Below are 25,630 nucleotides of genomic sequence, written 5' to 3'. Positions count from 1 at the left end.
CAATTCACGATTCCAGCTTTTCCGCGACGACTTCGCCGATCTGTGCCGAAGGCGCGGGCTGCAGCATGGTGTAGTGGCTGGCGGCGATTTCGTGGGACTCGATGGCGCCGCCGATGTACGGCCGCCAGCTCTCGCCGGAGACGGCTGCCGGGGTGTCCGCGGGCCGGTCCTCGGCCGCGACGAAGAGCAGCAGGTCGCCCTGGAAGCGGCGGGGCGTGTGGTGCGGGGTGAGCCGTCCCACGTTGTCGATGACCTGACGCATGTTCGCCCTGAGTCCTTCGTCCATGTCCTGGCCGATGTTCTCGTCGGGCGGCAGCCCGAGGTCGCTCGCCCTGGGCGTGGACGTGTCGTCCTGGCCCGCCGCGGGCTCGACGTTGCTGTACTGGGCTCCGCCGAATCCTTCGGGGTAGCCGTCGATCACCGCGAGCAGTGCGACCTGTTCGCCCTGTTCCTCCAGGTGGGTGGCGACCGCCTGGGCGATGAGGCCGCCGAGGGACCAGCCGAGCAGGTGGTAGGGGCCGGTGGGCTGGACGGTCCTGATGCGCTCCGCGTAGTCGGCCGCCATCTCCGCGAGGCTCTGCGGCAGCGGTTCCGGTGCGGCGAGTCCGCGGGCCTGCACGCCGTACACGGGCCGGTCCTGCGGCAGGTGCCGCAGGAGGGCGGCGTACGCCCAGCTCAGTCCCGTACCGGTGTGCATGCAGAACAGCGGCGGGAGGTCGCCCTTGGGCCGTAGCGGCAGCAGCATCTCCAGGTCGCCGTGGTCGCCGCCCGCGCGCCGCCCGGCGGTGCGGGTGCCTTCGCGGCCCTTGCCGCGGAGGGCGAGGAGGCCGTCGGCGGTCCGCCTGGCCCGTTCGCCCGTGCGCAGCATCCGTTCGCCCTCGGTCCCGTACGGGCAGGCGACGAACCGTTCACCGGTCGGCGCCGGCGCCTCGGCGTAGCCGCGGGCGAGGGACGGTCCTGCGACGTACAGGTCTCCCGTGGCGCCCGGCGGGACCGGTCGCAGGAAGTCGTCGAGGACGAGGGCTCGGGTGTTGGGCACGGGCCTGCCGGCGGGGGCGAGGCCGGGCAGGGACTCGCCGGGCTCGGTCCGGTGGCCGAGCCAGGGGCCGCCGGTCTCCGCGGCGCCGTGCGCGCTGACCAGGGTGGTCCCGGGGTGGTCCGCCAGCCATGCCCGGGTGTCGTCGACGGCCGCGGGGCCGCCGGTGTCGACGACCGTCACCTCCGCGAACGGCGCCTCTCCGGCCGCCCTGTCCGGCGCGGCCGGCAGCAACTCCCGTGTGGTGACGAGGTGTTGCGTTCCGCCGGGGCCCGCGGTCGGCACGGCGTCCTCGCCGGGTGCGCCGAGACGGACGCCGCCGCCCGCGCACAGGGCGGAGAGCAGCGGTGTCAGCAGGGCGGACACCGGGGCCCGTACGTCGAGGAGCGTCACCCCGTGGTGTGCGGGTGCGGTGTGCTGGTGGTGCACCGCGTGGTCGACGAGCGTGCGGTGCTCGACGACGGCGCCCGCGACGGTCCCGTCGCCGCTGTCCGCCGCCGTGGCGCCGAGCACGAGTGCCGCCTGCCGGGGCAGGGGCGGCGCCGGCGGTGGGCCGGTCTGCGGGGAGGCGCCGTTGGTCGCGGCGAGCCGCGGGTCGTCGAGCAGCAGGACCGGCACCGTCACGCCGTCGCCGAGCAGCGGTGCCAGGGCTGTCGCGCAGATCAGCGCGGCGGGGGTGACCTGCCGCAGACAGGAGGCGACGTCCTCCATGGGCCGGTTCGGGTCGGCGATCAGGCAGGCGGCACCGGACTTGAGCACGCCGAGCAGCGCGACGACGAGGCCGGTGGTGGGCGGCAGCGCCAGAACGACCACGTCCTCGGCGCCGATGCCCCGCTCGGCGAGGCGCCGGGCGAGCCGGCCGGACGCGTCGTCCAGCGCGCCGTGGGTGAGCAGCCCGTCGTGGTCCATGACGGCGACGGCGTCGGGGGCCAGCGCCGCCTGCTCGGCGAGCAGCTCGACGACGGTTCCGTCCGGGACCCGCGCCGCCGTGGCGTCGTGGGTCTCCAGCACCAGGCGGCGCTCCACCTCGTCCAGGAGGATTTCCACCTGGCTGAGCCGCAGTTCGGGATCGTCCGCGACCTGTTGGAGGACGCGGGTGAGCCGCTGGGCGAGGGCGGTGGCGGTGGTCCGGTCGAACAGTTCGGCGGCGTAGCGGAGCGTGCCGTCGACGCCGTTCGGACCGCTGTCGGAGCCGTGCCGTTCGGTGAGGCCGACGACGAGGTCGGCCTCGGCCGCCGGTGTTCCGACGGGCAGGCGGGTGGTGCGCAGGCCCGGCAGCTCCGGCGACTCCCACATCTCGGCGGAGTCGCCGAGGATTTCGAGGACCGCCTGGAACACGGGGTGATGACCCGCCTGGGGCAGCGCCAGCGCGTCCACGAGCCGGCCGAAGGGCACGTCGGGGTTCTGGACCGCGCGCTGGTAGGCGTCGCGTGCGCGCCGCAGCAGTTCGCGGTACGTGGGGTCGCCGGAGGTGTCCGTGCGCAGGGCCAGCGGGTCGGCGAACGGGCCGACGAGACCGTCCAGGTCGCCTTCCTCGTCCCGGCGCGGCAGCACCGTGCCGAGCGTGACGTCCGTGCCGGCGCCGAGCCCGGAGAGGAGCAGCGCGAGCGCGGCCTGCACGACCATGAAGAAGGTCGCGCCGTCGGCCTCCGCGATCTCCGTGAGCCGGATGTGCGTGGCGCTGTCGAGGGCCAGCGGCACCTCGTCGGCGCGGTGGGACGGCAGGGGCGGCCGTGGCCTGTCGGCCGGCAGCTCCAGTTCGGTGGCGGCGTCCGCCAGGGCCTTCTTCCAGTAGGCGAACTGCTCGCCGATCAGGCTGTCGCGGTCCTCCTCGTCCCGGAGCATCTCCTGCTCCCATAGCGCGTAGTCGGCGAACTGCAGGGGCAGCGGTGCCCGTTCGGGCACGCGGCCCTCCCTGCGTGCGCCGTACGCGGCCGCCAGGTCGCGGACCAGGACGATCAGCGACGCGTCGTCCGTGGCGATGCGGTGCACGACGAGGAGCAGCACGTGGTCGGTCTCCGCGAGCGCGAACAGGCGCGCCGTCCAGGGCGTCTCCCTGGCGAGGTCGAACTCGTGCGCCGCGTGGTCGGTGAGGAGACCCGGCAGGTCGTCCTCGGTGGTGTCGGTCACGGGCAGGACGGGACGGGCGGCTTCGGCGTCCAGGACACGTTGGCGCACACCGTCTTGCTTTATGTCCTCGGGGCGCACGTCGTCTTGACTCATGTGCTCGGGGCGTACGTCGTCTTCGCGTACGTCCTCGGGGCGTACGTCGTCTTCGCGTACGTCCTCGGGGCCCACGTCATCGCCCGCACTCTCGGCACCTGCGCCGACGAACGTCGTCCGCAGGATGTCGTGCCGTGCCGCGACGTCGCCCAGCGCGGCCTCCAGCGCCTCCCGGTCGAGCCTGCCGCCGAGGCGCAGCGCGATCGAGGTCCGCTGGGCGGTGGAGCCGGGGTTGGCTTTGGCGAGCCGCCAGGTGCGCAACTGGCCCGCAGTGACGGGGATCTCGTCGGGGTGGTCGACCGGCCGCAGCTCCGGGAGCTCCTTCGACGTCAGCATCCGGGCCACGCCCAGCGGGGTGGACTCACCGAAGAACCGCCGCATGCTCAGTTCGAGGCCGAGCTCCTCGCGGATCCGCGCGGAGAGGCGCATCGCGAGGCCCGAGTCGCCGCCCAGGTCGAAGAAGTTGTTGTCGACGCCGACCCGCTCCAGGCCGAGGACCTCGGCGAACAGCGCGCACAGGGTCGCTTCGAGCTCGGTCTCCGGCTCCCGGCCCGAGATGCGGCCCGCGAAGTCGGGCCGGGGCAGCGCGCCGCGGTCGATCTTGCCGTTGGCGGTGAGCGGCAGTGTCTCCAGGACCACGACGGCGGGCCGCATGTACTCGGGCAGCTCCTTCGCGAGGTGGTCGTGCACGGACTGGATCTCCAGGTCCTTGGACTCCGGCACGATGTAGCCGACGAGGCGTTTGTCGCCGGGCCGGTCCTCACGGGCCACCACCACGGCCTGCCGTACGCCGGGGTGCGCCGCGAGTGCCGCCTCCACCTCGCCCGGCTCGACGCGGAACCCGCGGACCTTCACCTGCTCGTCCGCCCGGCCGGCAAAGGTGAGCTGCCCGTCGGCCGTCCAACGGGCCAGGTCACCGGTGCGGTACATCCGGCCGCCGTCCTCGCCGAAGGGGCACGCCACGAAGCGTTCCGCCGTCAGGTCGGGGCGGCCCACATATCCACGGGCCACGCCCGGCCCCGCGACGTACAACTCGCCCGTCGCTCCGGCCGGGACCGGGTGCAGGAAGCCGTCCAGGACGTACGTCCGTACGTTGTCCAGCGGGCGCCCGATCGCGGGGGGCTTGTCCTGCGGCCTGATGTCGTCGTCGACGGGTCCCGCGGTGGCCATGACGGTGGCTTCGGTGGGCCCGTAGGTGTTCCAGACCCGTGCCTGCGTGGTCCAGCGGCTCGCGAGGCCGGCGGTCATCAGCTCGGCGCCGAGGACCCAGTTCCGCACTCCGGGGACGGAGGCGGGGTCGAGCATCGTGAGCAGGGAGGGCACGACGCTGGCCGTGCTCACCCCGGCCGACTCGATCATCTCCGCCAGCGCCGAAGGCTCCGCACGCTCCTCGGACGAGGCGATCGCCAACGTACCGCCCCCGGACAGTGTCACCGCCACATCCAGCACCGCCGCGTCAAAACTGAACGACGCGAACTGCAAGGCAGTGATCCCCTCGGACACACCAAGCACCGGACGCATCGCCGCCGCGAGATTCGCCACGCCACCATGCGCCACCCCCACACCCTTGGGACGCCCCGTCGAACCCGACGTGTAGATCACGTAGGCGAGTCGATCCGGTCCTGCGGTCGCACCCAGCGGTTCGGCGGACTCGGCCGCCACGGCCTCCACGATGTCCGCCGCGTCCAGCGGGACGGCCCGCGCCTCGCCGACCGACACCTCCGCCAGGCTCTCCGCCACACCCAGCACGACGGCCGCACCACTGTCGGCCACCATGAACGACAACCGGTCCACCGGATATTCGGGGTCCAGCGGGACGAAAGCGCCCCCCGCCTTCCACACCGCGAACTCCGCCGCCACCATGTCGACGCCGCGCGGCAGGCACAGACCCACCCGCGACTCCGGACCCACCCCGAGCCCGACCAGATAGCGCGCCAGCCGATTCGCCCGCGCCTCCAACTCCCCGTACGTCACAGCGTCCGCACCACACCGGACCGCCACCGCCTCCGGCGTGCGCACCGCCTGCGCGGCGAACAGTTCGGGCACGGAGGTGTCGGGGTGGGAGACGTCCGTGGTGTTCCAGGTCTCCAGGACGCGGGTGCGTTCCGCGGCGTCCGAGAGCTGGAGCCTGCCGACGGGGGACTGCGGGTCGGCGGCCATCTGGCGGAGGGCGCGCAGCAGCCGGTCGAGGAGGGCGTGGGCCGTCTCCTCGTCGAAGGCGTCCGGGCGGTAGGTGAGCCGCATCCGCAGCCCGTTGAGGGGGTCCACCACCAGGCCGAGCGGGTAGTTGATGGACTCGCGCATGCCGGCTTCGGTGAGCTCCACTCCGGCCGGTCCCGGCTCACGGGTGCTCCCGTCGTCCTCCGTCGCCGCGTCCACTCCGGTGGGGAAGCTCTCGAACGCCATGAGCGTGTCGAAGGTCGCCCCGCGTCCGGCCACGCGCTGGATGTCGCCCAGGCTCAGGTACTGGTGGTCCATCAGGACGGACTGCCGGGTCTGTACGTCCGTGAGGACGTCGGCGACGGTCGTCGCCGGGTCGAACCGCACCCGTACCGGGGCGGTGTTGATGAAGAGTCCGAGCATGTTCTCCATGCCGGGCAGGTCCGCGGGCCGGCCGGCCACGGAGGCGCCGAACACCACGTCCTGACGCCCCGCCAGCTGGCCTACCACCAGCGCCCACGCGGTCTGGACGACAGTGTTCAGGGTGACGCCGCGGGTGCGGGCCAGCTCGCCGAGCGCACGGTCGAGCGCGGGGCCCGCCACGGCGAAGACCTCGCCGGACGTCGCGTTCGGGTCCGTCCCCGCGACCGCGCCCGGGGCCATGGGGACAACCTGCGTCGGCTCGTCCGTGCCGGCCAGCTCCGTCCGCCAGGCCTCCTGGGCCGCCTCCTTGTCCTGCTGCGCCAGCCAGGCCAGGTACGCGCGGTAGGGCGTCACGGGCGGCAGCCCGGCCGCGGTGCCGCCGGCTTCGTAGCACGCCCACAGTTCGCGCCGCAGGACGGGCAACGACCAGCCGTCGAGCACGATGTGATGGAGCGTCACCATCATCCGGTAGCGGTCCTCACCGGTCCGGGCGAGGAACACCTTCACCAGCGGCGGCTTCGCCAGGTCGAAGCCCTTGGCCCGCTCCTCCCTGCCGATGCGCTCGGACTCCTCCCACGCCGCGTCGTCGTCGAGCCCGCAGAGGTCCTCCTCGCGCCACGGCAGGGCCGCGCGGTCGGCGACGACCTGCACGGACTGTCCGGAGCCCGCCACCTGCCGGAACCCCACGCGCAGGCTGGCGTGCCGGTCGACGACCGCCTGCCAGGAGGCGCGCAGGCGTGCCGTGTCGAGGGGGCCTTCGAGGCCGACGATCATCTGCTCGACGTACACGTCGGTGCTCTGCCGGTCGAACAGGGCGTGGAAGAGGAGGCCTTCCTGCAGCGGCGACAGCGGCCAGATGTCCACCAGGTCCGGGGCCGCCGTCTCCAGCTTCTCGATCTGTGCCTGGTCGAGGGTGACCAGCGGGAAGTCGGAGGGGGTGTGGCCGCCGGCGGTGGGCTCGTCGACGTGTGCGGCGAGGCCGGTCAGCATCGCCGCCCAGGCCTCGACGAGTGCCCGTGCCGCCGTCTCGTCGAGCAGCCGCCGCGGCCAGGCCAGGCTCAGCGTGAGCCGTGGCCCGCCGGTGGCGTCGTGGACCACACCGGTGACCTCCAGCGGATGCGCCACGGGGAACCGGCCGCCCGCGGGGTCGCCCGCCTGTGCCTCACCGGCGTCGTCCGGTGCGCCGCCGGGGATCCGGCCGAGGTAGGTGAAGCCGATCCGGGCGGTGGGCAGGGCCGCGAGGCCGGCGGCGGTGTCCGCGTTGAGCCGGCGCAGCAGGCCGTGGCCGAGTCCGTCGCCGGGCACGGCGCGCAGTTGTTCCTTGACGCGTTTCACGGCGTCGCCCGCGGCCGGGCCGCCGTCGCGGAGGTCTTCGAGGTCGTCGGCGTCGGCCGTTCCCACGTCGATGCGTACCGGGTGGGTGCCGGTGAACCAGCCGATGGTGCGCGAGAGGTCCATGGTCTCGGTGAGGGCCTCGCGGCCGTGGCCCTCCACGTCGACGAGGAACCCGCCGTCCGGCGTGCCGCCGTCGCACCACTCCGCCACGGCGGCGGCGAGCCCGGTCAGGAGCACGTCGTCGACGCCCGCGTGGAACGCCTCGGGCACGCCGGTCAGAAGCGCGGACGTGACGTCGGCGGGGACGGTCACGGACACTCGCCGCACGGTGTCGGCGAGGTCGAGGGCCGGGTCCATGGGCACCGCGGTGAGCTGCGGGTCGGGTCCCTGGAGCAGCTCGGTCCACGCGTCGAGCTCCGCCGTCCGTGCCGCGCTCGTCGCCTGCTCCGCCAGGGCGCGCGCCCAGTGCCGGAACGAGGTGGGGACCGGCTCCAGTTCGGGCTCGCGGCCCGCGGCTGTCGCGGCGCACGCCTGCTCCAGGTCGGGCAGCAGGATCCGCCACGACACGGCGTCCATCACGAGGTGGTCCACGACCAGGACGAGGCGTCCGGCGGTGTCGGGGCCCAGGTCGAGCCAGACCACCTGCAGCATGACGCCGGCCCGCGGGTCGAGCCGCTCCACGGCGGCCCGGGTCTCCTCGGCGATCGTGTGCGGCAGGTCGTCGGGGGCCGTACCGGTCGCGTCGAAGCGGCGGACGAACGATCCGGCGGGCACGGTGCCGGGCCCGGACACCACGAGGCGGCGCTCCGGGTCGGTCTCCAGGCGGGCCCGCAGCGCGTCGTGGTGGTCGACCAGCGCCCGCACCGCGTCGGCCAGGGTTTCGGTGTACAGGCCCGCGGGGGCCTCGACCACGGCGGACTGGACGACCCGGCCCACCGCGTCGGCGCCGACCCGGTCGATCAGTTCGTGCATCACGGGCGTCAGCGGCACCTCGCCGATGCCGGAGTCGCCGCCGCCGGTGTCCGCGGTGCCGGACGGGACGGCGACGAGTGCGAGGGCCGCCGGGGTGCGGTGTTCGAAGACCTGCCGTGCGGTGATCGCGAGGCCCGCGCGCCGGGCGCCGGACACCAGCATCATCGATGAGATCGAGTCGCCGCCGAGCGCGAAGAACGAGTCCTCGGCACCGGCCCGCTCGACGCCGAGCACCTCGGCGAACAGGTCGCACAGGACGGCCTCGACGGGTGTCCGCGGGTCGCGGCCGCCGGGCACGGCGAGTTCGGGGGCGGGCAGCGCGGAGCGGTCGAGCTTGCCGTTGACGGTGAGCGGCAGCGCGTCGAGCACGACCACGGTGGCCGGGACCATGTACTCGGGGAGCCGGGTGGCTGCGAAGGCGCGCAGCGCCTCGGTGTCGAGGGCGGGGCCTTGGGCTGCGTCCTGGCCCCGCGCGGGGTGGGCAGGGCTCTCGGCACCGTCCTGCCCCCGCGCGGGGTGCGGGGTGTCCGTCGCCGGGACGACGTACGCGACGAGGCGTTTGTCGCCGGGCAGGTCCTCGCGGGCGATCACCGCCGCCTCGCGCACGGCCGCGTGTCCGGCGAGGACGGCTTCGATCTCGCCCGGCTCGATCCGGAAGCCGCGCAGCTTCACCTGCTCGTCCGCGCGCCCCGCGAACGACAGCTGTCCGTCAGCGGTCCAGCGGGCCAGGTCCCCGGTGCGGTACATGCGCCCGGCGTCCCCGAAGGGGCACGCCACGAAGCGTTCCGCCGTCAGGTCGGGCCGTCCCACGTAGCCGCGCGCGACGCCCGGCCCTGCGACGTACAGCTCGCCGGTCACGCCGGGGGGCACCGGACGCAGGAAGCCGTCGAGGACGTAGGTCCGCATGTTGCCGAGCGGGCGGCCGATGGACGGCGGGGCGTCCACCGGTTTGATGCCCTCGTCGACCCGGCCGACGGTCGCCATCACGGTGGCCTCGGTGGGCCCGTAGGTGTTCCACACCCGGGCCCGCGTGGTCCACCGGCTCGCGAGGTCGGCGGTCAGCCACTCGCCTCCGAGGACCCAGTTCCGTACGCCCGGAACCGTCTCGGGGTCCAGGGCGCGCAGCACCGACGGCACGACGCTTGCGGCCTCGACACCGGTGGTGCGGATCATGTCCGCGAGGGCGGTGGGCTCGGTGCGCTGTTCCGTGGTGGCGATGGCGAGCGTGCCGCCTGCCGCCAGGGTGACGGCGACGTCCAGGACCGCTCCGTCGAAGCTGAAGGACGCGAACTGCAGCATCACGACGCCGTCGCGCAGGTCCAGTGCGGGCCGCATCGCCTCGGCGAGGTTCAGCAGGCCGTGGTGGGCGAGGGCGACGCCCTTGGGGCGGCCGGTCGAGCCGGACGTGTAGATGACGTAGGCGAGTTGGTCGGGGGTGACCGGGATGCCCAGCGGCTCGGCGGGCTCCGCCGCGATGGTCCGCGCGGTCCCCGGCTCGTCGAGGAGGACCACACGGGCGGTGCCCACGGGTACTTCGGCGACGGCGGTGCCGGTGGCCAGGACGACGTCGGTGCCGCTGTCGGCGATCATGTAGCCGAGCCGGTCGGCGGGGTGGTCGGGGTCGAGCGGGACGAAGGCGCCGCCCGCCTTCCACACCGCGAGCTCCGCCACGATCATGTCGGTGCCGCGCGGCAGGCAGAGGCCCACGCGGTCTTCACGGCCGACGCCGAGTCCGGTCAGGTGCCGGGCGAGCCGGTTCGCCCGCTCCTCCAACTCGCGGTAGGTGAGGGTGTCTTCGTCGCATCGCACGGCTGCCGCGTCCGGCGCCCGGCGGGCCCGTCCCTCGAACGCCTCGACGACCGAGCCCGCCGGCAGGGGGCGGCCGGTCGCGTTCCACTGCTCGACCACCGAGGCCCGTTCGGCCTGTTCCAGTACGTCGATGTCTCCCACGCGGGCCGACGGGTCGCCCACGACTTGCTCGAGGACGCGTACGAACCGCTGGACGACGGACTCCGCGGCGGCCCGGTCGAACAGGTCGGGCCGGTAGTCCAGCTTGAAGCGCATGCGGTCGCCGCCCGGCACGGCGACGAGGGTGAGCGGGTAGTGCGAGGCGTCGCGCGACGCCCCCGAGGGCCTGATGGTCACGGCGTCCGGGCCGGGCTCTGGTCCTGCGGGCGGCAGCGGGTAGTTCTCGTACAGGACGAGCGTGTCGAAGACCGCGGCGGGCCCTGCGAGCTTCTGCACCTCGGCGAGGCCGACGTGCTGGTGGGCGATCAGGCCGGACTGGGCGGCCTGCAGACGCGCCAGGAGGTCGGCCACGGGCTGCGCCCCGTCGAGGCGTACGCGCACGGGAAGCGTGTTGATGAACAGGCCGACCATCGATTCCACGCCCGGCAGCTCCGCCGGGCGGCCCGCGACGGTCGCGCCGAAGACGACGTCGGTGCGCCCGGCGAGCCGGGCGAGGACCAGCGCCCACGCGCCCTGCACCACGGTGTTCACGGTCAGGCCGTGACCGCGCGCCAACTCGACCAGGCCGGCGGTGAGTTCCTCCGGGAGGTCGGTGAGCACGTGGTCGGGCAGCACCGGGGCGCGGCTCGGGTCCGTCGGTGCGACGAGCGTCGATCCGTCGGCGCCCGCCAGCTCGGCGCGCCAGGCGGTGCGGGCCGCGTCCTTGTCCTGACGGGCCAGCCACGCCACGTACTCGCCGTAGGGTGCCACGCGCCCGAGGACGGAGGCGTCGCCGCCAGCCTCGTACACCTGCGAGAGCTCGGTGAGGAGGACCGGCATCGACCAGCCGTCGAGCAGGATGTGATGGAACGTCATGACGAGCCGGTGCCGCCGGTCGCCGAGCCGCACGAGCAGGAGCCGCAGCAGCGGCGGGACGGCGAGGTCGAACCGCTGGGCGCGTTCGCGCGCCGCGAGGCGGTCGATCTCGGCGAGGGCCTCGGGCTCCACGAGCCCGCTGACGTCCGCCTCCTGCCAGGGCAGTACGACCTCGCGCGGGATGACCTGCACCATCCGGGCGCCGGTCACCGGGCGGAAGCAGGCCCGCAGCGCGGCGTGCCGGGCCAGCAGCGCCTCCCACGACGCCCGCAGCCGATCCGTGTCCAAGGGCCCGTCGATGTCGAGGCCCGACTGCACGGTGTAGACGTCCGGGCCCTGGTCGTCGTAGGAGGCGTGGAAGAGCATCCCCTCCTGCAGCGGCGAGAGGGGCCACACGTCCTCGACGAGGGAGCGGGATCGGGTCGTCATCGGTCTGTCTCCTCAGTACGGCTGGTGGCTGTGGGCCATGGCTTCTCGCCGGCGAATCCGGCTTCTAGTTCCTCGATCTGGTGTTGTGCGAGGTTGAGGAGGTGGAAGTCGGATGGGGTGTGTCCGCCTGCCGCGGGGTCGGCGGTGTGGTCCGCGAGGCCGGCCAGCATCGCCAGCCAGGCCCTGCCGAGCTGTTCGGCGTCGGCCTCCTCCAGCAGCCGGCTCGCCCAGCTCAGCGTGATGGTCAGTGCGGGTCCGTCGGCGGTGTCCCTGACGACGGCGCTCGCGTCCAGTGCGTGGGTGGCGGGCATGTCCGGGTCGACCGAGCCGCCGATCGCGGTCTCACCGGCCATCTCCCACGGCCCCGGCGGTCCCGCGGCGCGGCCGCCGCCCGCGGCGAACCGGCCCAGGTAGTTGAAGCCGATCTGCGCGGCCGGCGCGGCCTCGAAGACGGGACGTGTCCCGGGGTTGAGGTGGCGCAGCAGTTCATGGCCGAGTCCGTCGCCGGGCACTGCCCTGGCCTGCTCCTTCACGGCCTTCACCAACGTACCGGCAGCGGACCCGCCGGCCCTAGCGGCGTCCAGGTCGGCGCCGGTCACCTCGAGCCGCACAGGGTGCACACCGGTGAACCAGCCCACCGTCCGCAACAGGTCGACGTCGCCGAGGGGTTGGCGGCCGTGGCTCTCGATGTCGACAAGCAGCCCGGACGCGGTCTGCGGCCGCCACTGTCCGACCGCGCCCGCGAGGGTCGCGAGCAGCACGTCGTCGACGCCGCAGTGGAAGGCGGTGGGCGTGCGGCCCACGAGGGTGGCGGCGTGTTCGGACGGCACGGTCCACGAGCGGTGGCGCAGGGTGCGTACGGTGTCGACGGCCGGGTCCAACGCCCGGTCGGCGACGGCCTGTTCGTCCTTACCGAGGAGGGCGAGCCAGTCGTCCGTCTCCGCGGTCCGCCGTTCGTCGGCCGCCTCGGCGGTCAACAGCTCCGCCCAGCGGCGGAACGACGTGCCGACGGGCTCCAGTCGGGGCGCGCGGCCCGCCGCTGCCGCCTCGCACGCGGCGCGCAGGTCGGGGACGAGAACGCGCCACGACACACCGTCGACGACGAGGTGGTGCACCACCAGCACGATGCGGCCGGTGCGGCCGGGGCCTGCGTCGACCCACACTGCTCGGGCCAGCACCCCGGCGGACGGGTCGAGCCGGCGCGCCGCTTCCTGCGCCGCCCGGCCGGCGATCTCGTCGAGGGTGGCGGTGGCGGTGGTGGTCGTCGCGTCGACGCGTGTCACCAGGGGCGCCGCGTCGACCGACCCTCGCTCCCCGACGACCAGCTTCGGCTCGCCGGGCACGGTACGGGCGCGCAGCATGTCGTGCGTGTCCAGGACGGCGGCGAGGCCCGCCGAGAGGACGTCGAGGCCGAGCCCGGCCGGGGCGCCGACGACCACCCACTGCGCGAACGCGGGGCTCGTCGCCCGCTCGCCCAGCGCGTGCATCACGGGGGTCCAGGGCACCTCGCCGACGCCGATGTCGTCGGGTGCGGTCTGCGGTTCAGCGGTCACCGTCACCTGCGCGAGGCGTGCGGGGGTCTTCTCGTCGAAGACCTGCCGCGAGGTGAGTGTCAGTCCTGCCCTGCGCGCCCGTGACGCGAGCTGCATCGACATGATCGAGTCGCCGCCGAGCTCGAAGAAGCTGTCGTCGACGCCGACCCGCTCCAAGCCGAGCACTTCGGCGAACAGGTCGCACAGGGTCCGCTCGGTCGCCGTCCGCGGCGCACGGCCGGTGACCCGCCCGGCGAAGTCGGGCGCGGGGAGCGCGGCCCGGTCCACCTTGCCGTTGGGGGTGAGCGGCAGCCGCTCCAGGGGGACGAAGGCGGTAGGGACCATGTACTCGGGCAGCCGGTCGCGTACGTACGCGGGGAGCCCGGGGGGTTCGGAGGGCACGGAGGGCTCGGGGAGCCCGTCGGAGCCAGGAGGCTCGGAGGGCTTGGTGAGCTCATCGGAACCAAGAGGCTCGGAGGGCTTGGCGAGCCCGTCGGAACCAGGAGGCTCGGGAGGCTGCTCGCCGTCGGTGACCACGTACGCCACGAGGCGGTGGGTGTCGTCGGGGCCGTCGCGGCGCGCGACGACCGCGGCCTGCGCGATGTCCGGGTGCGCGGCGAGGACCGCCTCGATCTCGCCCGGCTCGATCCGGTGGCCCCGGATCTTCACCTGGTCGTCGGCGCGGCCCACGAAGCGCAGTTCGCCCCGGTCGGTCCACCGGGCCAGGTCGCCCGTGCGGTACATCCGCTCCCCCGCGCCGAACGGGCAGGCCACGAACCGCCGCGCCGACAGACCCACGCGCGCCAGGTAGCCGCGGGCGAGCCCCGCGCCGGTCACGTACAGCTCACCGGTCACTCCCGGAGGCACGGGCAGCAGGAACTCATCCAGGACGAAGACCTGTACGCCGGTCATCGGCCGCCCCAGCGGAACGTTGACGTTGTCGCGGCCTGGCGTCAGCGGTTCGCTCATCGCCGCGCAGACCGTGGTCTCGGTCGGCCCGTACGCGTTGACCATGCGCCGGCCCGCCGACCACCGGTCCACCAGGGCGGGCGGGCACGCCTCCCCGGCCACCACCAGCGTCTCCAGCTCGGCGGGCAGGGCGTCCTCGGCCGCCAGTACGCTCGGCGGCACCGTCACATGTGTCGCGCGCGTCTCCCGCAGCGCCGCGTCCAGCGACACGCGCGGCGGCAGTTCGTCGGCCCCCGCGACGATCAGCGTCCCGCCCGAGAGCAGCGCCATGCACAGCTCGGAGACGGCGGCGTCGAAGCTCAGCGACGCGAACTGCAGCACGCGTGAGTCCGCCCGCACGCCGAAGCGGTCGATCTGGGCCCGAGCGAGATTCTCCAGCCCCGCGTGGGTGACGACGACACCTTTGGGCGCGCCGGTGGAGCCCGAGGTGTAGATGACGTACGCGGCGTGGGCGGCCGTCAACGGCACCGACCGCTCGGCGTCCCGCACCGGACCGGCCGGAAGCCGCCCGATCTCGCCGACCACCACCGGGTCGTCCACCACCACGACCCGCCCGGCGAACCCGTCGGGCACGGCGCCCCGCGAGGCCGTCGTGCACACCACCACCGAGGGGTCCGCGTCACGCAGCACGTACGCGACCCGCTCCGCCGGATATCCCGCGTCCACCGGTACGAACACGCCGCCCGCCAGCGACACCGCGAGCAGCGACACGAGCAGGGACACGGACCGCTCCCCCACCACGGCCACCCGGACCTCGGGCCCCACCCCCGCGGCCACCAAGTACCGGGCGAGACGACTCGCCTCCGCGCTCAACTGGTCATAGGAGAGCCGCTGTTCACCGGCCTCCAGCGCCACCGCATGCGGCGAGGCCGCCGCCTGTCGGGCGAACAGCTCCGGAAGCGGCGCAGGGGCGGGGGGTTTTCCTGTGGCGTTCCACTGGCGCAGGACCCGGTCGCGCACGTCGGTGTCGGCGACGTCGACCCGGCCCACAGGTACCGACGGATCCGCGACCAGCTGCTCAAGGACCCGCACCAGTGAGGTGACCATCTGCTCGGCGCGGGCGCGGTCGCACACGTCCGGCCGGAAGACGAAGTCGCCCTGCATGCGTTCGCCCGGCGAGACGACGAAGGTCAGCGGGTAGTGTCCCATGTCCTGCGGCAGGCCCGCCGGGCGGATGGTGAGGGCTCCTGGGGAGGCGTCGCCCGCGGGCGGGTGGGGGTAGTTCTCGTAGACGACGAGGGTGTCGAAGTCCGCGCCCGCCCCGGCGAGTTGGCGGATCTCGGAGAGGCCCACGTGCTGGTGGGCCATGAGGGCGACCTGGCGTTCCTGGAGTCCGGCCAGCATCTCGGCGGCCGGCTGCCGGGCGTCGAGGCTGACCCGCACCGGGAGGGTGTTGATGAAGAGGCCGATCGCCGATTCCGCGCCCGGCAGGTCGGGGGGCCGTCCCGCCACGGTGGCGCCGAACACCACGTCGGTGCGTCCGGCGAGGCGCGCGAGCAGCAGCGCCCACGCGCCCTGCACCAGCGTGTTCACCGTCAGTCCGCGGTCGCGGGCCAGTGCGGCGACACCCCGTGACAGTTCCTCGGGGAACGCGAAGCGCACCCGGTCGGGCACCACGGGCACCCGCACCGAGTCCGCGGGCACGACGAGCGTCGGCTCGTCCAGGCCCGCCAGTTCCGTGCGCCATGCCTGCCGCGCTTTCTCCTTGTCCTGACGGTCGAGCCAGGCCAGGTGTTCGCGGTACGACGTCACCGCCGGCAGGTCCCGTTCGTCGCCGCCCGTCGCCAGGGCCTCGTATGCGGCGGTCAGGTCGCCGATCAGGACGGGCAGGGACCAGCCGTCCATGATGATGTGGTGGCTGGTGATGACCAGGTGGTGACGGTTCTCGCCGAGGCGGATCAGGAGCAGCCGCATCAGCGGCGCCCGCGTGACGTCGATCCGTTCCGCGCGTTCGCTCGCGGCGAGGCGCTCTGTCTCGGCCTCCGCCTCGCCCGGGGCAGAATCGGTCAAGTCGGCCTCACGCCAAGGCAGTTCGACGTCGCGCGCCACGGCTTGCGCGGCCTCGCCCGAGGCCAGGCGGTGGAAGCTCGCGCGCAGAATCGGATGCCGGCGCAGCAGGACCCGCCACGCTTCGCGCAGCCGGGCCGCGTCCAACGGCCCTTCGAGTTCGAGGGCCCGCTGTCCTTCGTAGACGTCGGGGCCGTCCTCGTCGTAGGTGGCGTGGAACAGCATGCCTTCCTGCAACGGTGACAGCGGCCATACGTCGGTCAGCCCCGGCACCGCGGCGGCCAGGTCTTCCACATCGCCCTGTGTCATGGCGGAGCCGAGGAGAGGGAAGTCGGAGGGTGTGTGCCCGCCTGCGGCGGGGTCGGCGGTGGTGTGCGCGGCAAGACCGTCCAGCATCGCCACCCAGGTATGGCCGAGCTGCTCGGCTTCCGCCTTCGGTATCAGTTCGCCCGCCCAGCTCAGCGTGAGCGTCAGCTCCGGTCCTTCCGGGGTGTCGCGCACCGCGGCCCCGGCGTCCAGGGAGTGTTGCAGGGGCATGTCGGGGGCGACGGTTCCGCCGATGGCGGTCTCGCCGGTCAACTGCCAGGCGTGGGAAGGGGCTTGGGGTCCCTTGGGCGCGCCCCCAGTGAACCGGCCCATGTAGTTGAAGCCGATGTCGGGGGCGGGACGGACACGGAGCAGGGGGGCCGTTTCCGGGTTGAGGTGGCGGAGGAGTTCGTAGCCGAGGCCGTCGCCCGGGACGGCGCGCAGGTGCTCCTTGACTGTCTTCAGCAGTGTCCCGGCTGCGGGGCCGCCCGCCTTGACCTGGGTGAGATCGATACCGGTCGTGTCCACCCTGACCGGGTGCGCGCTGGTGAACCAGCCCACCGTGCGTGACAGGTCCACATCGCCGATCGGTTCGCGACCGTGACCCTCGACGTTGATGAGGAGGCCGGACGCCGCCGCCGTTTCTGGCCGGCAGTGCGTGACGGCGGCCGCCAGTGTCGCCAGCAGGACGTCGTCGGCGCCGCAGTGGAAGGCGGTCGCCGTGCGGCCAAGCAGCACGTCGGCCTGCTGCGGTGGGACCACCCAGGTGCGGCGGCGGGCGGTCCGGGCGGTGTCGACGGCAGGGTCCAACGCGCGTCGGCCGAGGGGTTTTTGGTTCTGCTGAGTCTCCCCTAGTAGGGCCAGCCAGTCTTCCAGCTCCGCGACTCGGCTCTCGTCGGTCGCTTGCGCGGCCAGCAGCTCCGCCCAGCGGCGGAACGAGGTGCCGACGGGGTCGAGCCGGGGCGCCCGCCCGTCGGCCGCCGCCTCGCACGCGGCCCGCAGGTCCGGGACAAGGACGCGCCAGGATACGCCGTCCGTGACCAAGTGGTGCGCCACGAGTACCAGTTGACCGGTCTGGTCGGGGCCTGCGTCGACCCAGGTCGCCCCCAGCATCACACCCGAGGCCGGGTCGAGCCGGCCCGCTGCCGACCGGGTCAGTTCGCCCAGGTCCAGGCCGCCTTGGCCGTCCGTGCCGCCCGGGCCGCCCGGGTTGTCCGAGCCCAGGCCCGGATCGTCCGCGCGGATGGCCGACGCGTCCACGCGGACGATCAGGCTCTCGGCGTCCAGCGATCCCGGCTCGCCGACGATCAGCTTCGGCTCGCCCGGGACGGTGCGGGCCCGGAGCATGTCGTGCGTATCGAGTAGGGCGTTCAGGCCCGCCGTCAGGACGTCCGGGCGCAGCCCGGCCGGGGTGGTCAACACCACCCACTGGGCGAATTCCGCGCTGGTGACGCGGTCGCCGAGCGCCCTCATGACCGGTGTCCACGGCACCTCGCCCACGCCGACATCGGCGGCCGCGACCTCGCGGGCCGCCGTCTCCACGACGAGCGCCAGCCGTTCCGCGGTCTTCTCCTCGAACACCTGGCGAGGTGTGAGGACGAGGCCTGCCTGGCGGGCCCGGGAGGCCAGCTGCATGGAGCTGATCGAGTCACCGCCCAGCTCGAAGAACCCGTCCTCGACCCCGACCCGCTCCAGCCCCAGCACCTCGGCGAACAGGCCGCAGAGGACCCGCTCCGCCTCCGTGCGCGGCTCACGCCCGGACACGCGTTCCGCGAAGTCCGGCGCGGGAAGAGCCGCCCGATCCACCTTCCCGTTCACCGTCAACGGCAGCGCATCCAGAACCACGACCGCCACCGGCACCATGTACTCCGGCAGCATTTTCGCCACGTACGCGCGCAGCTGCTCGGGATCGGGGTCCTCTTGGCCATGAGGCGCGACGTAACCGACAAGGCGTTTCTCGCCGGGGCGGTCCTCGCGGGCCACCACCGCCGCCTGACCGACCGACTCGTGTCCGGCGAGTACCGCCTCGACCTCGCCCAGCTCCACCCGGAACCCACGCACCTTGACCTGCGCGTCCGCCCGCCCCACGAACAACAGCTCACCCTCGGCGGACCAGCGCACGAGGTCACCGGTCCGATACATCCGCCCGCCCCCGCCGAAGGGACACGCCACGAAACGCTCCGCCGTCAGACCGGGCCGGTGCAGGTAGCCGCGCGCGAGGCCGGGCCCCGCGACGTACAGCTCGCCCACGGCCCCCGGGGCGACGGGCTTCAGGAAGTCGTCGAGCGCGTAGGCACGGGTGTTGACCAAGGGGCGGCCGACCGGCACGGGGCTCTCCTCCGCCGCCGGTCGCAAGGGCTCGCTCATCGCCGCGCAGACGGTCACCTCGGTGGGTCCGTACGCGTTGACCAGGCGACGGTCCGACCAGCGCCGCGCCAGCCAGGAAGGGCACTCCTCACCCGCCACCACCAGTGTCTCCACGGTGTCCGGCAGGGCGTCGACGGTCCCGAGGACCGACGGGGGCACGGTCATGTGGGTGACGCCGAACTCGGCGGCGACCTCCTCCAGCCTCCCGTGCGGCGGCAGCCGTTCGCCGTCGACCACCACCAGTGCCGCACCGGACAGCAGGGCCATGCACATTTCTGAGACGGCGGCGTCGAAGCTCCACGAGGCCAGTTGCAGGACGCGTGAGTCCTGTCGTACGGCGAAGCGTTCGATCTGGCCGGTGGCGAGGTTGCCGATGCCGCCGTGGGTGACGACCACGCCCTTGGGCGTGCCCGTCGAACCGGACGTGTAGATCACGTACGCGGGGTCCTCCACGCGGCATGCGGACCGAGCCGGCCGGGTCGCGCTCCCGGTGAGCGCGGAGACGGACAGGGGGGCGTCCAGCACCCAGCGGGCGGTTCGGGTGGGGCGGGTGGCGTGGGTGGCGCTCGTGGGGGTCTTGGGGATGTCGGGGATCGCCGGCTCGGTCGCCGTCGTGCACACGACCAGTGCGGGGTCCGCGTCGGCGAGCACGTGCGCGATCCGCTCCGCCGGGTACGCGGGATCGACCGGTACGAACGCCGCCCCGGCCCGGGCCACGCCCAGCAGCACCGCGACCACGTCCACGGAACGCTCCATGACCACGCCGACCAGGTGCCCCCGGCGCACACCGCGCGTCACCAGCCCGTGCGCCACGCGGTCGGCCGCCCGGCCGAGTTCGGCGTACGTCCACTGCCGGTCGGCGCCGATCACGGCCGGCGCGTCCGGGGAGCGGCGCACCTGCTCGTCGAAGAGCTCACCCAAAGTCCCTGTGCGGACCGGGCCGGCCGTGTCGTTCCACCGCTCCACGACCGAGGTGCGCTCGACCGTCTCCAGTACGTCGATGTCGCACACCCGCAGCGACGGGTCGGCCGCGAGCTGTTCGAGCACCCGCATGAGCTGCCGGCCCACCTGAAGGGCCCGCTGCCCGTCGAACACGTCCGGCCGGTACGTCACCCTGACCTCGATGCGGTCGTCCGGGACGACGCCGATGGCCAGCGGGTAGTGGGTTCCCGCCTGGCTGCTGAGCTGGGTGAGGGTGACCGGTGTGGGGGTGGGGCTGGTGGCGGCGGTGCCGACGCTGGTGGCGGTGTCGGTGAGCCGGGAGGTGTTCCGTGGGTAGTTCTCGACCATCAGCATCGTGTCGAAGACCGCGCCGGGCCCGCCGAGCGCCTGGATCTCGGCGAGGCCTGTGTGCTGGTGGGGGAGCAACGCGGCCTGGCGCTCCTGCAGCGCGGTGAGCAGCTCCGCGACGGGCTGTGCGGCGTCGAGGCGTACGCGTACCGGCAGGGTGTTGATGAACAGGCCGATCATCGACTCGATGCCGGGGATCTCCGGTGGCCGCCCCGCCACCGTCGTACCGAACACGACGTCCGTACGCCGGGCGAGGCGGGCGAGGACCAGCGCCCACGCGCCCTGCACGACGGTGTTGACGGTCAGCCCCTGGGAACGGGCCCATTCAGTGATGGCCCGCGTCGCCTCCCTGGACAGCCGTACCGAACGTTCCTCGGACAGGACCAGGCCGCCGCCGAGGTCGGCGGGCGCCACGAGCGTCGGCTCGTCGGCCCCGGCGAGCTCCGCCCGCCAGGCGGCCCGCCCGGCCTCCTTGTCCTGCTTGCCCAGCCAGGAGAGGTAGTCGCCGTAGGAGGCCGAACGGGTCTGGGGCAAGGCGGTCATGACGGCAGGGACGGCAGTGGTGGCTGCCGCTGTGGCGCTCGCGGTGGCCGCCGCGTAGGTCGCCGAGACCTCGTTGAGCATGACCGGCGTCGACCATCCGTCGGCCACGATGTGGTGGCTGGTGACGACGAGCCGGTACTGGTCCGCGCCGAGGCGGATCAGCAGCAGGCGCAGCAGTGGCGCGGCGGTCAGGTCCAGCCGCTGTGCCGCCTCGTTCTCGGCGAGTCGGTCCGCTTCGGCGAGGGCGTCGTCCCGGGAGAGCCCCGCCAAGTCAACCTGTCGCCAAGGGAGTTCGACACTGCCAGCCACGGCCTGCACGGCCTCGCCCGAGGCGAGACGGTGGAAGCCGGCACGCAGCGCGTCGTGCCGGGCGACCAGCGCTTCCCAGGCCGCCCGCAGCCGCCCGGCGTCCAGCGGGCCGTCGACGGCGAGCACACGCTGACTCTGGTAGGCGTCAGGGCCTTCTCGGTCGTACGTGGCGTGGAACAGCATGCCTTCCTGCAACGGCGACAACGGCCATACGTCGGCCAGACCCGGCACCGCCGCCTCCACCCTGTCGACGTCGGCCTGCGTCAGGGCGGCGCCGAGGAAAGGGAAGTCGGAGGGTGTGTGTCCGCCCGCAGCGGGGTCGGTGGTGGTGTGCGCGGCCAGTCCGGCCAGCATCGCCACCCAGGTACGGCCGAATTGCTCGGCCTCGCCCTGCGTCAGCACTCCGCCCGGCCAGCTGAGGCGGATCTCCAGCTCGGACCCGTCGGCCGTGTCGCGAACGGTCGCGTTCGCCTCCAAGGCGTGTGGCAGGGGCAGGTCCGGGGCGACGGTGCCGCCGATGGGGGTCACCCCTGCCAACTGCCAGGCGCGAGATGCCCCTTGGGACTCCCTTGGTGCGCCGCCCGTGAACCGGCCCATGTAGTTGAAGCCGATCTCGGGGGCGGGTCGGGCGTGTAGCTGGGGGGCCGTTTCCGGGTTGAGGTGGCGGAGCAATTCGTAGCCGAGGCCGTCGCCCGGGACGGCGCGCAGGTGCTCCTTGACTGTCTTCAACAGTGTCCCGGCTGCGGGGCCGCCCGCCATGACCTGGGCCAGGTCGATCCCGCTCGGGTCCGTCCGCACCGGGTGCGCACTCGTGAACCAGCCCACCGTGCGCGACAGATCCACGTCACCGACCGGCTCGCGACCGTGTCCCTCGACATCCACCAGAAGGCCGGACGCCACCGCCTCCGGTCGGCAGTGCGCGACGGCGGCCGTCAGCGCCGCCAGCAGGACGTCGTCGACGCCGCAGTGGAACGCGGCCGGCACCGGGCCCAGCAAGGCCTCGGCCTGCTCCGGCGGCACCACCCAGGTGTGCTGGCGCAGGGACCGGGCCGTGTCGACGTCGGGGTCGACCGCCCGCCGCCCGATGGGGTTTCGGTCCTCGCCCAGGAGTTCCAGCCACGCTTCCAGTTCCGCGACCCGGCTCTCGTCGGTCGCCTGCGTCGCCAGCAGTTCCGCCCAACGCCGGAACGACGTGCCCACCGGCTCCAGCTTCGGCGCCCGCCCCTCAGCCACCGCCTCACACGCGGCCCGCAGGTCCGGCACCAACACCCGCCACGACACACCATCAACCACCAAGTGATGCGCTACGACAATGAGTCGCCCGGCACGGCCGGGTCCCGCATCCACCCACACCGCCCGCACCATCACCCCGGACACCGGATCCAACCGCCCCGCCGCCTCCTGCGCAGCCCGCCCAGCGATCCCCTCCAACTCACCCGCAGCAGCACCCGTCGCATCGACACGAGAAACCACAGCCCCGGCATCGACCGACCCCGGCTCACCCACCACCAGCCTCGCCTCACCAGGAACGGCCCGCGCCCGCAACATGTCGTGCGTATCAAGGACAGCGCTCAGACCCGCCGCAAGAACATTCAGACCAAGGCCGGCCGGGGCACCCAGCACCACCCACTGCGCAAACCCCGGCCGCGCGGCCCGCTCACCCAGCGCCCGCATGACCGGCGTCCACGGAACTGGACCGGTACCGACGTCGGCAGTCCGCACCTCGCGGTCGGCCACCGTCTCCATGACCAGCGCCAGCCGTTCCGGGCTCTTCTCCGTGAAGACTTGCCGGGGTGTGATGACGAGCCCGGCGCGGCGGGCCCGGGAGGCCAACTGCATCGAGCTGATCGAGTCACCACCCAGCTCGAAGAACCCGTCCTCGACACCAACCCGCTCCAACCCCAACACCTCGGCGAACAGGCCGCACAGGACCCGCTCCACCTCCGTACGCGGCTCACGCCCCGACACCCGCTCCGCGAAGTCCGGCGCCGGAAGAGCCGCCCGATCCACCTTCCCGTTCACCGTCAACGGCAAGGCATCCAGAACCACGACCGCCACCGGCACCATGTACTCCGGCAACACCCCCGCCACATACGCACGCAACAGCTCGGGATCGGCGTCCCGACGACCATCGGGCACGACGTAACCGACAAGGCGCTTCTCGCCACCCGGGATGTCTTGGCGGGCCACCACCACTGCCTGCCCCACGGACTCGTGTCCGGCAAGTACAGCCTCGACCTCGCCCAGCTCCACCCGGAACCCACGGACCTTCACCTGCTCATCCGCGCGCCCCACGAACAACAACTCACCCTCGGCGGACCAGCGCACGAGGTCACCGGTCCGATACATGCGCCCGCCCCCGCCGAAGGGGCACGCCACGAAACGCTCCGCCGTCAGGGCAGGCCGCCGCAGATATCCGCGTGCCAGGCCGGACCCAGCGATGTACAACTCACCCACCACACCGGGCGGGACCGGGCGCAGGAAGGCGTCCAGGACATACGTGTGGCGATTGGTGAGCGGACGCCCGATCGGCAGGGCAGGCCGGTTGGGTGCCCCTACCGGCAGCGCATGCCATGTCGCGCAGAGCGTGATCTCGGTAGGGCCATACAGATGCCGTACCGCCACGCCCGGGCACGCCTCCCGCACCCGCGCCACCGCCCCGACCGGCACCACATCGCCGCCGGTCAACACCTCCTTGAGACCGGCGAAACACTCCGGGGACTCCTCCGCAAGCACCCGGAACATCCCCGCCGTCACATGCAGCACCGACACACCGCCCGCAACAGCGGCACGAACACGACCGGCATCCACCACACCCGGCCCCGCCACCACCACACGGCCACCCGCCGCCAACGGCACCCACACCTCAAAAAGCGACACATCAAAGGCATGCGGCGCATGCATCAACACCGCATCCTCCGGACCCACCGACCAGCCCGAATCCCCCACCAGCCCCGCCACACTCCCGTGCGGAACCGCCACACCCTTCGGCACACCCGACGACCCGGACGTATACATCACATACGCCACGTCCTCCGCCCCGATACCGACAACCGAGCGGCCAACCGGGCACCGCTCAACATCCGCGCGAACCCCCGGGTCATCCAGCACCACCAGCCGCGCCCCTACACCCGCAGGAACCACACCCCGATAGGTCTCCGTGCAGACGACCGCCACCGGCGCCGAGTCCTCCAGCAGATACGCCACCCGCTCCGCCGGATACTCCACATCCACCGGCACATACGCCGCCCCCGCACGCCACACCGCCAACAGCGCAACAACCAGGTCGACCGAGCGCTCCATCACCACCGCGACACGATCACCACGCCCCACCCCCACACCCGCCAGGTAGGACGCCAGCCGACCCGCCGCCGCATCCAACTCCCCGTAGAGAATGGACCGGTCACCATCCGCCACGGCGACCGCAGCCGGTGCGCGCTCCACCTGACGCGCAATCAGTTCAGGGACCGTCCCCGCCGGTGTCGGCCGTCGTGTCGCGTTCCATGCCTCCACCACCAGCGACCGCTCCGCCGGGCCCGCCACGTCGACGCGTCCCACGGGAAGCGACGGATCGGCCACCAGTTGTTCGAGGACCCGTGTGAGCCGGTCGATGACCGACTGGGCTGCGGGACGGTCGAACAGGTCGGGGCGGTAGTCGAGCTTGAAGCCCATCCGGTCGGCCTCGGGCGCCACGACCAGCGTGAGCGGGTAGTGCGCCGCCTCCTCGCCGCCGAGGAACCGGATGGCGAAGGTGCCGGGTGCGGGCTCCTCCTCCGGGGGGCGCGGGTAGTTCTCGTACACGACGATCGTGTCGAAGACCGCTCCGGGGCCCGCGAGCTTCTGGATCTCGGGCAGCCCGAGGTGCTGGTGGGCCATGAGGCCGGCCTGTCGTTCCTGGAGGGCGGTGAGCAGCTCCGCGACGGGCTGCGCGCCGTCGAGGCGTACGCGCACCGGGAGCGTGTTGATGAACAGGCCGATCATCGATTCCACGCCCGGCAGTTCGGCAGGGCGACCGGCCGCCGTGGCGCCGAAGACGACGTCGGTACGCCCGGCCAGGCGGGCCAGGACCAGCGCCCACGCGCCCTGGATCACCGTGTTCACCGTGACTCCGACGGTCCGGGCCGTCCGTGCGAGGCCCTGCGTCAGCTCCTCGGAGACGTGGGTGATGAGGCTTTCGGGGGCCACGGGTGTCCGGCCCGGGTCCGCCGGTGCCACCAGCGTCGGCTCGTCGGCCCCGGCGAGCTCCGCCCGCCAGGCGGCCCGTGCGGCACCCTTGTCCTGCCGGTTCAGCCAGGCCAGGTACTCGCGGTAGGACGTCGTGCGGGGCAGGCCGCGGGTGTGGCCGCCCGCCGCGTACACGGCCGGCAATTCGTTGAAGAGCACCGCCATGGACCAGCCGTCCATCACGACGTGGTGGCTGGTGACGACCAGCCGGTGCCGTTCCTCGCCCAGCCGGACGAGGAGGAGCCGGAGCAGCGGGGCGTTCGCCGGGTCGAAGCGTTGCGTCCGCTCCCGGGCCGCCAGCCGCTCGGTCTCGGCGAGGGCCGCGTCCTCCGGAAGGCCGGAAGCGTCCACGATGTTCCACGGCAGCGCGGCCTCGCGCGCGATGACCTGCACCGCCTCCCCGGACTTGCGGCCCCGGAAACTCGCCCGCAGCGCGCCGTGCCTGGCCAGCAGCGCCTGCCACGACCGGCGCAGCCGTTCCACGTCCAGAGGTCCGACCAGCTCCAGCATGCGCTGCCCCTGGTAGACGTCCGGCCCCTGGTCGTCGAAGGCGGCGTGGAACAGCAGCCCCTCCTGCAATGGCGACAGCGGCCAGACATCCTCGACAAGGGATCGGGTCATCGTCTCTGTCTCCTCATAGCGGTCATAGCGGCAACAGCGCAGCGGCAACAGCGGAAGGGTC

General features: G+C 73.2%; 2 protein-coding genes. Both read right to left on the bottom strand.

Annotated features, from left to right (window positions below):
- Positions 1–4 precede the first annotated feature (4 nt).
- On the bottom strand, positions 5–11,401 hold the full coding sequence (locus tag ACZ56E_RS02660; RefSeq protein WP_471210165.1) for an amino acid adenylation domain-containing protein: 11,397 nt from the start codon (positions 11,399–11,401) through the stop codon (positions 5–7).
- The gene (locus ACZ56E_RS02655; protein ID WP_471210162.1) at positions 11,398–25,569 is read right to left on the bottom strand and encodes an amino acid adenylation domain-containing protein; all 14,172 of its coding nucleotides are present in this window, start codon (positions 25,567–25,569) and stop codon (positions 11,398–11,400) included. Before ACZ56E_RS02655 ends, ACZ56E_RS02660 begins: the two co-directional genes overlap by 4 nt.
- Positions 25,570–25,630 lie beyond the last annotated feature (61 nt).

It is taken from the genome of Streptomyces sp. NPDC039480 (genome assembly GCF_055597165.1).
This window is presented reverse-complemented; position numbering and strand designations above follow the sequence as displayed.

Bases quoted from the DNA above. Each gene is read 5' to 3' on its own strand.
- ACZ56E_RS02660 (WP_471210165.1), bottom strand. From the start codon at position 11,401: ATGACGACCCGATCCCGCTCCCTCGTCGAGGACGTGTGGCCCCTCTCG.
- ACZ56E_RS02655 (WP_471210162.1), bottom strand. From the start codon at position 25,569: ATGACCCGATCCCTTGTCGAGGATGTCTGGCCGCTGTCGCCATTGCAG.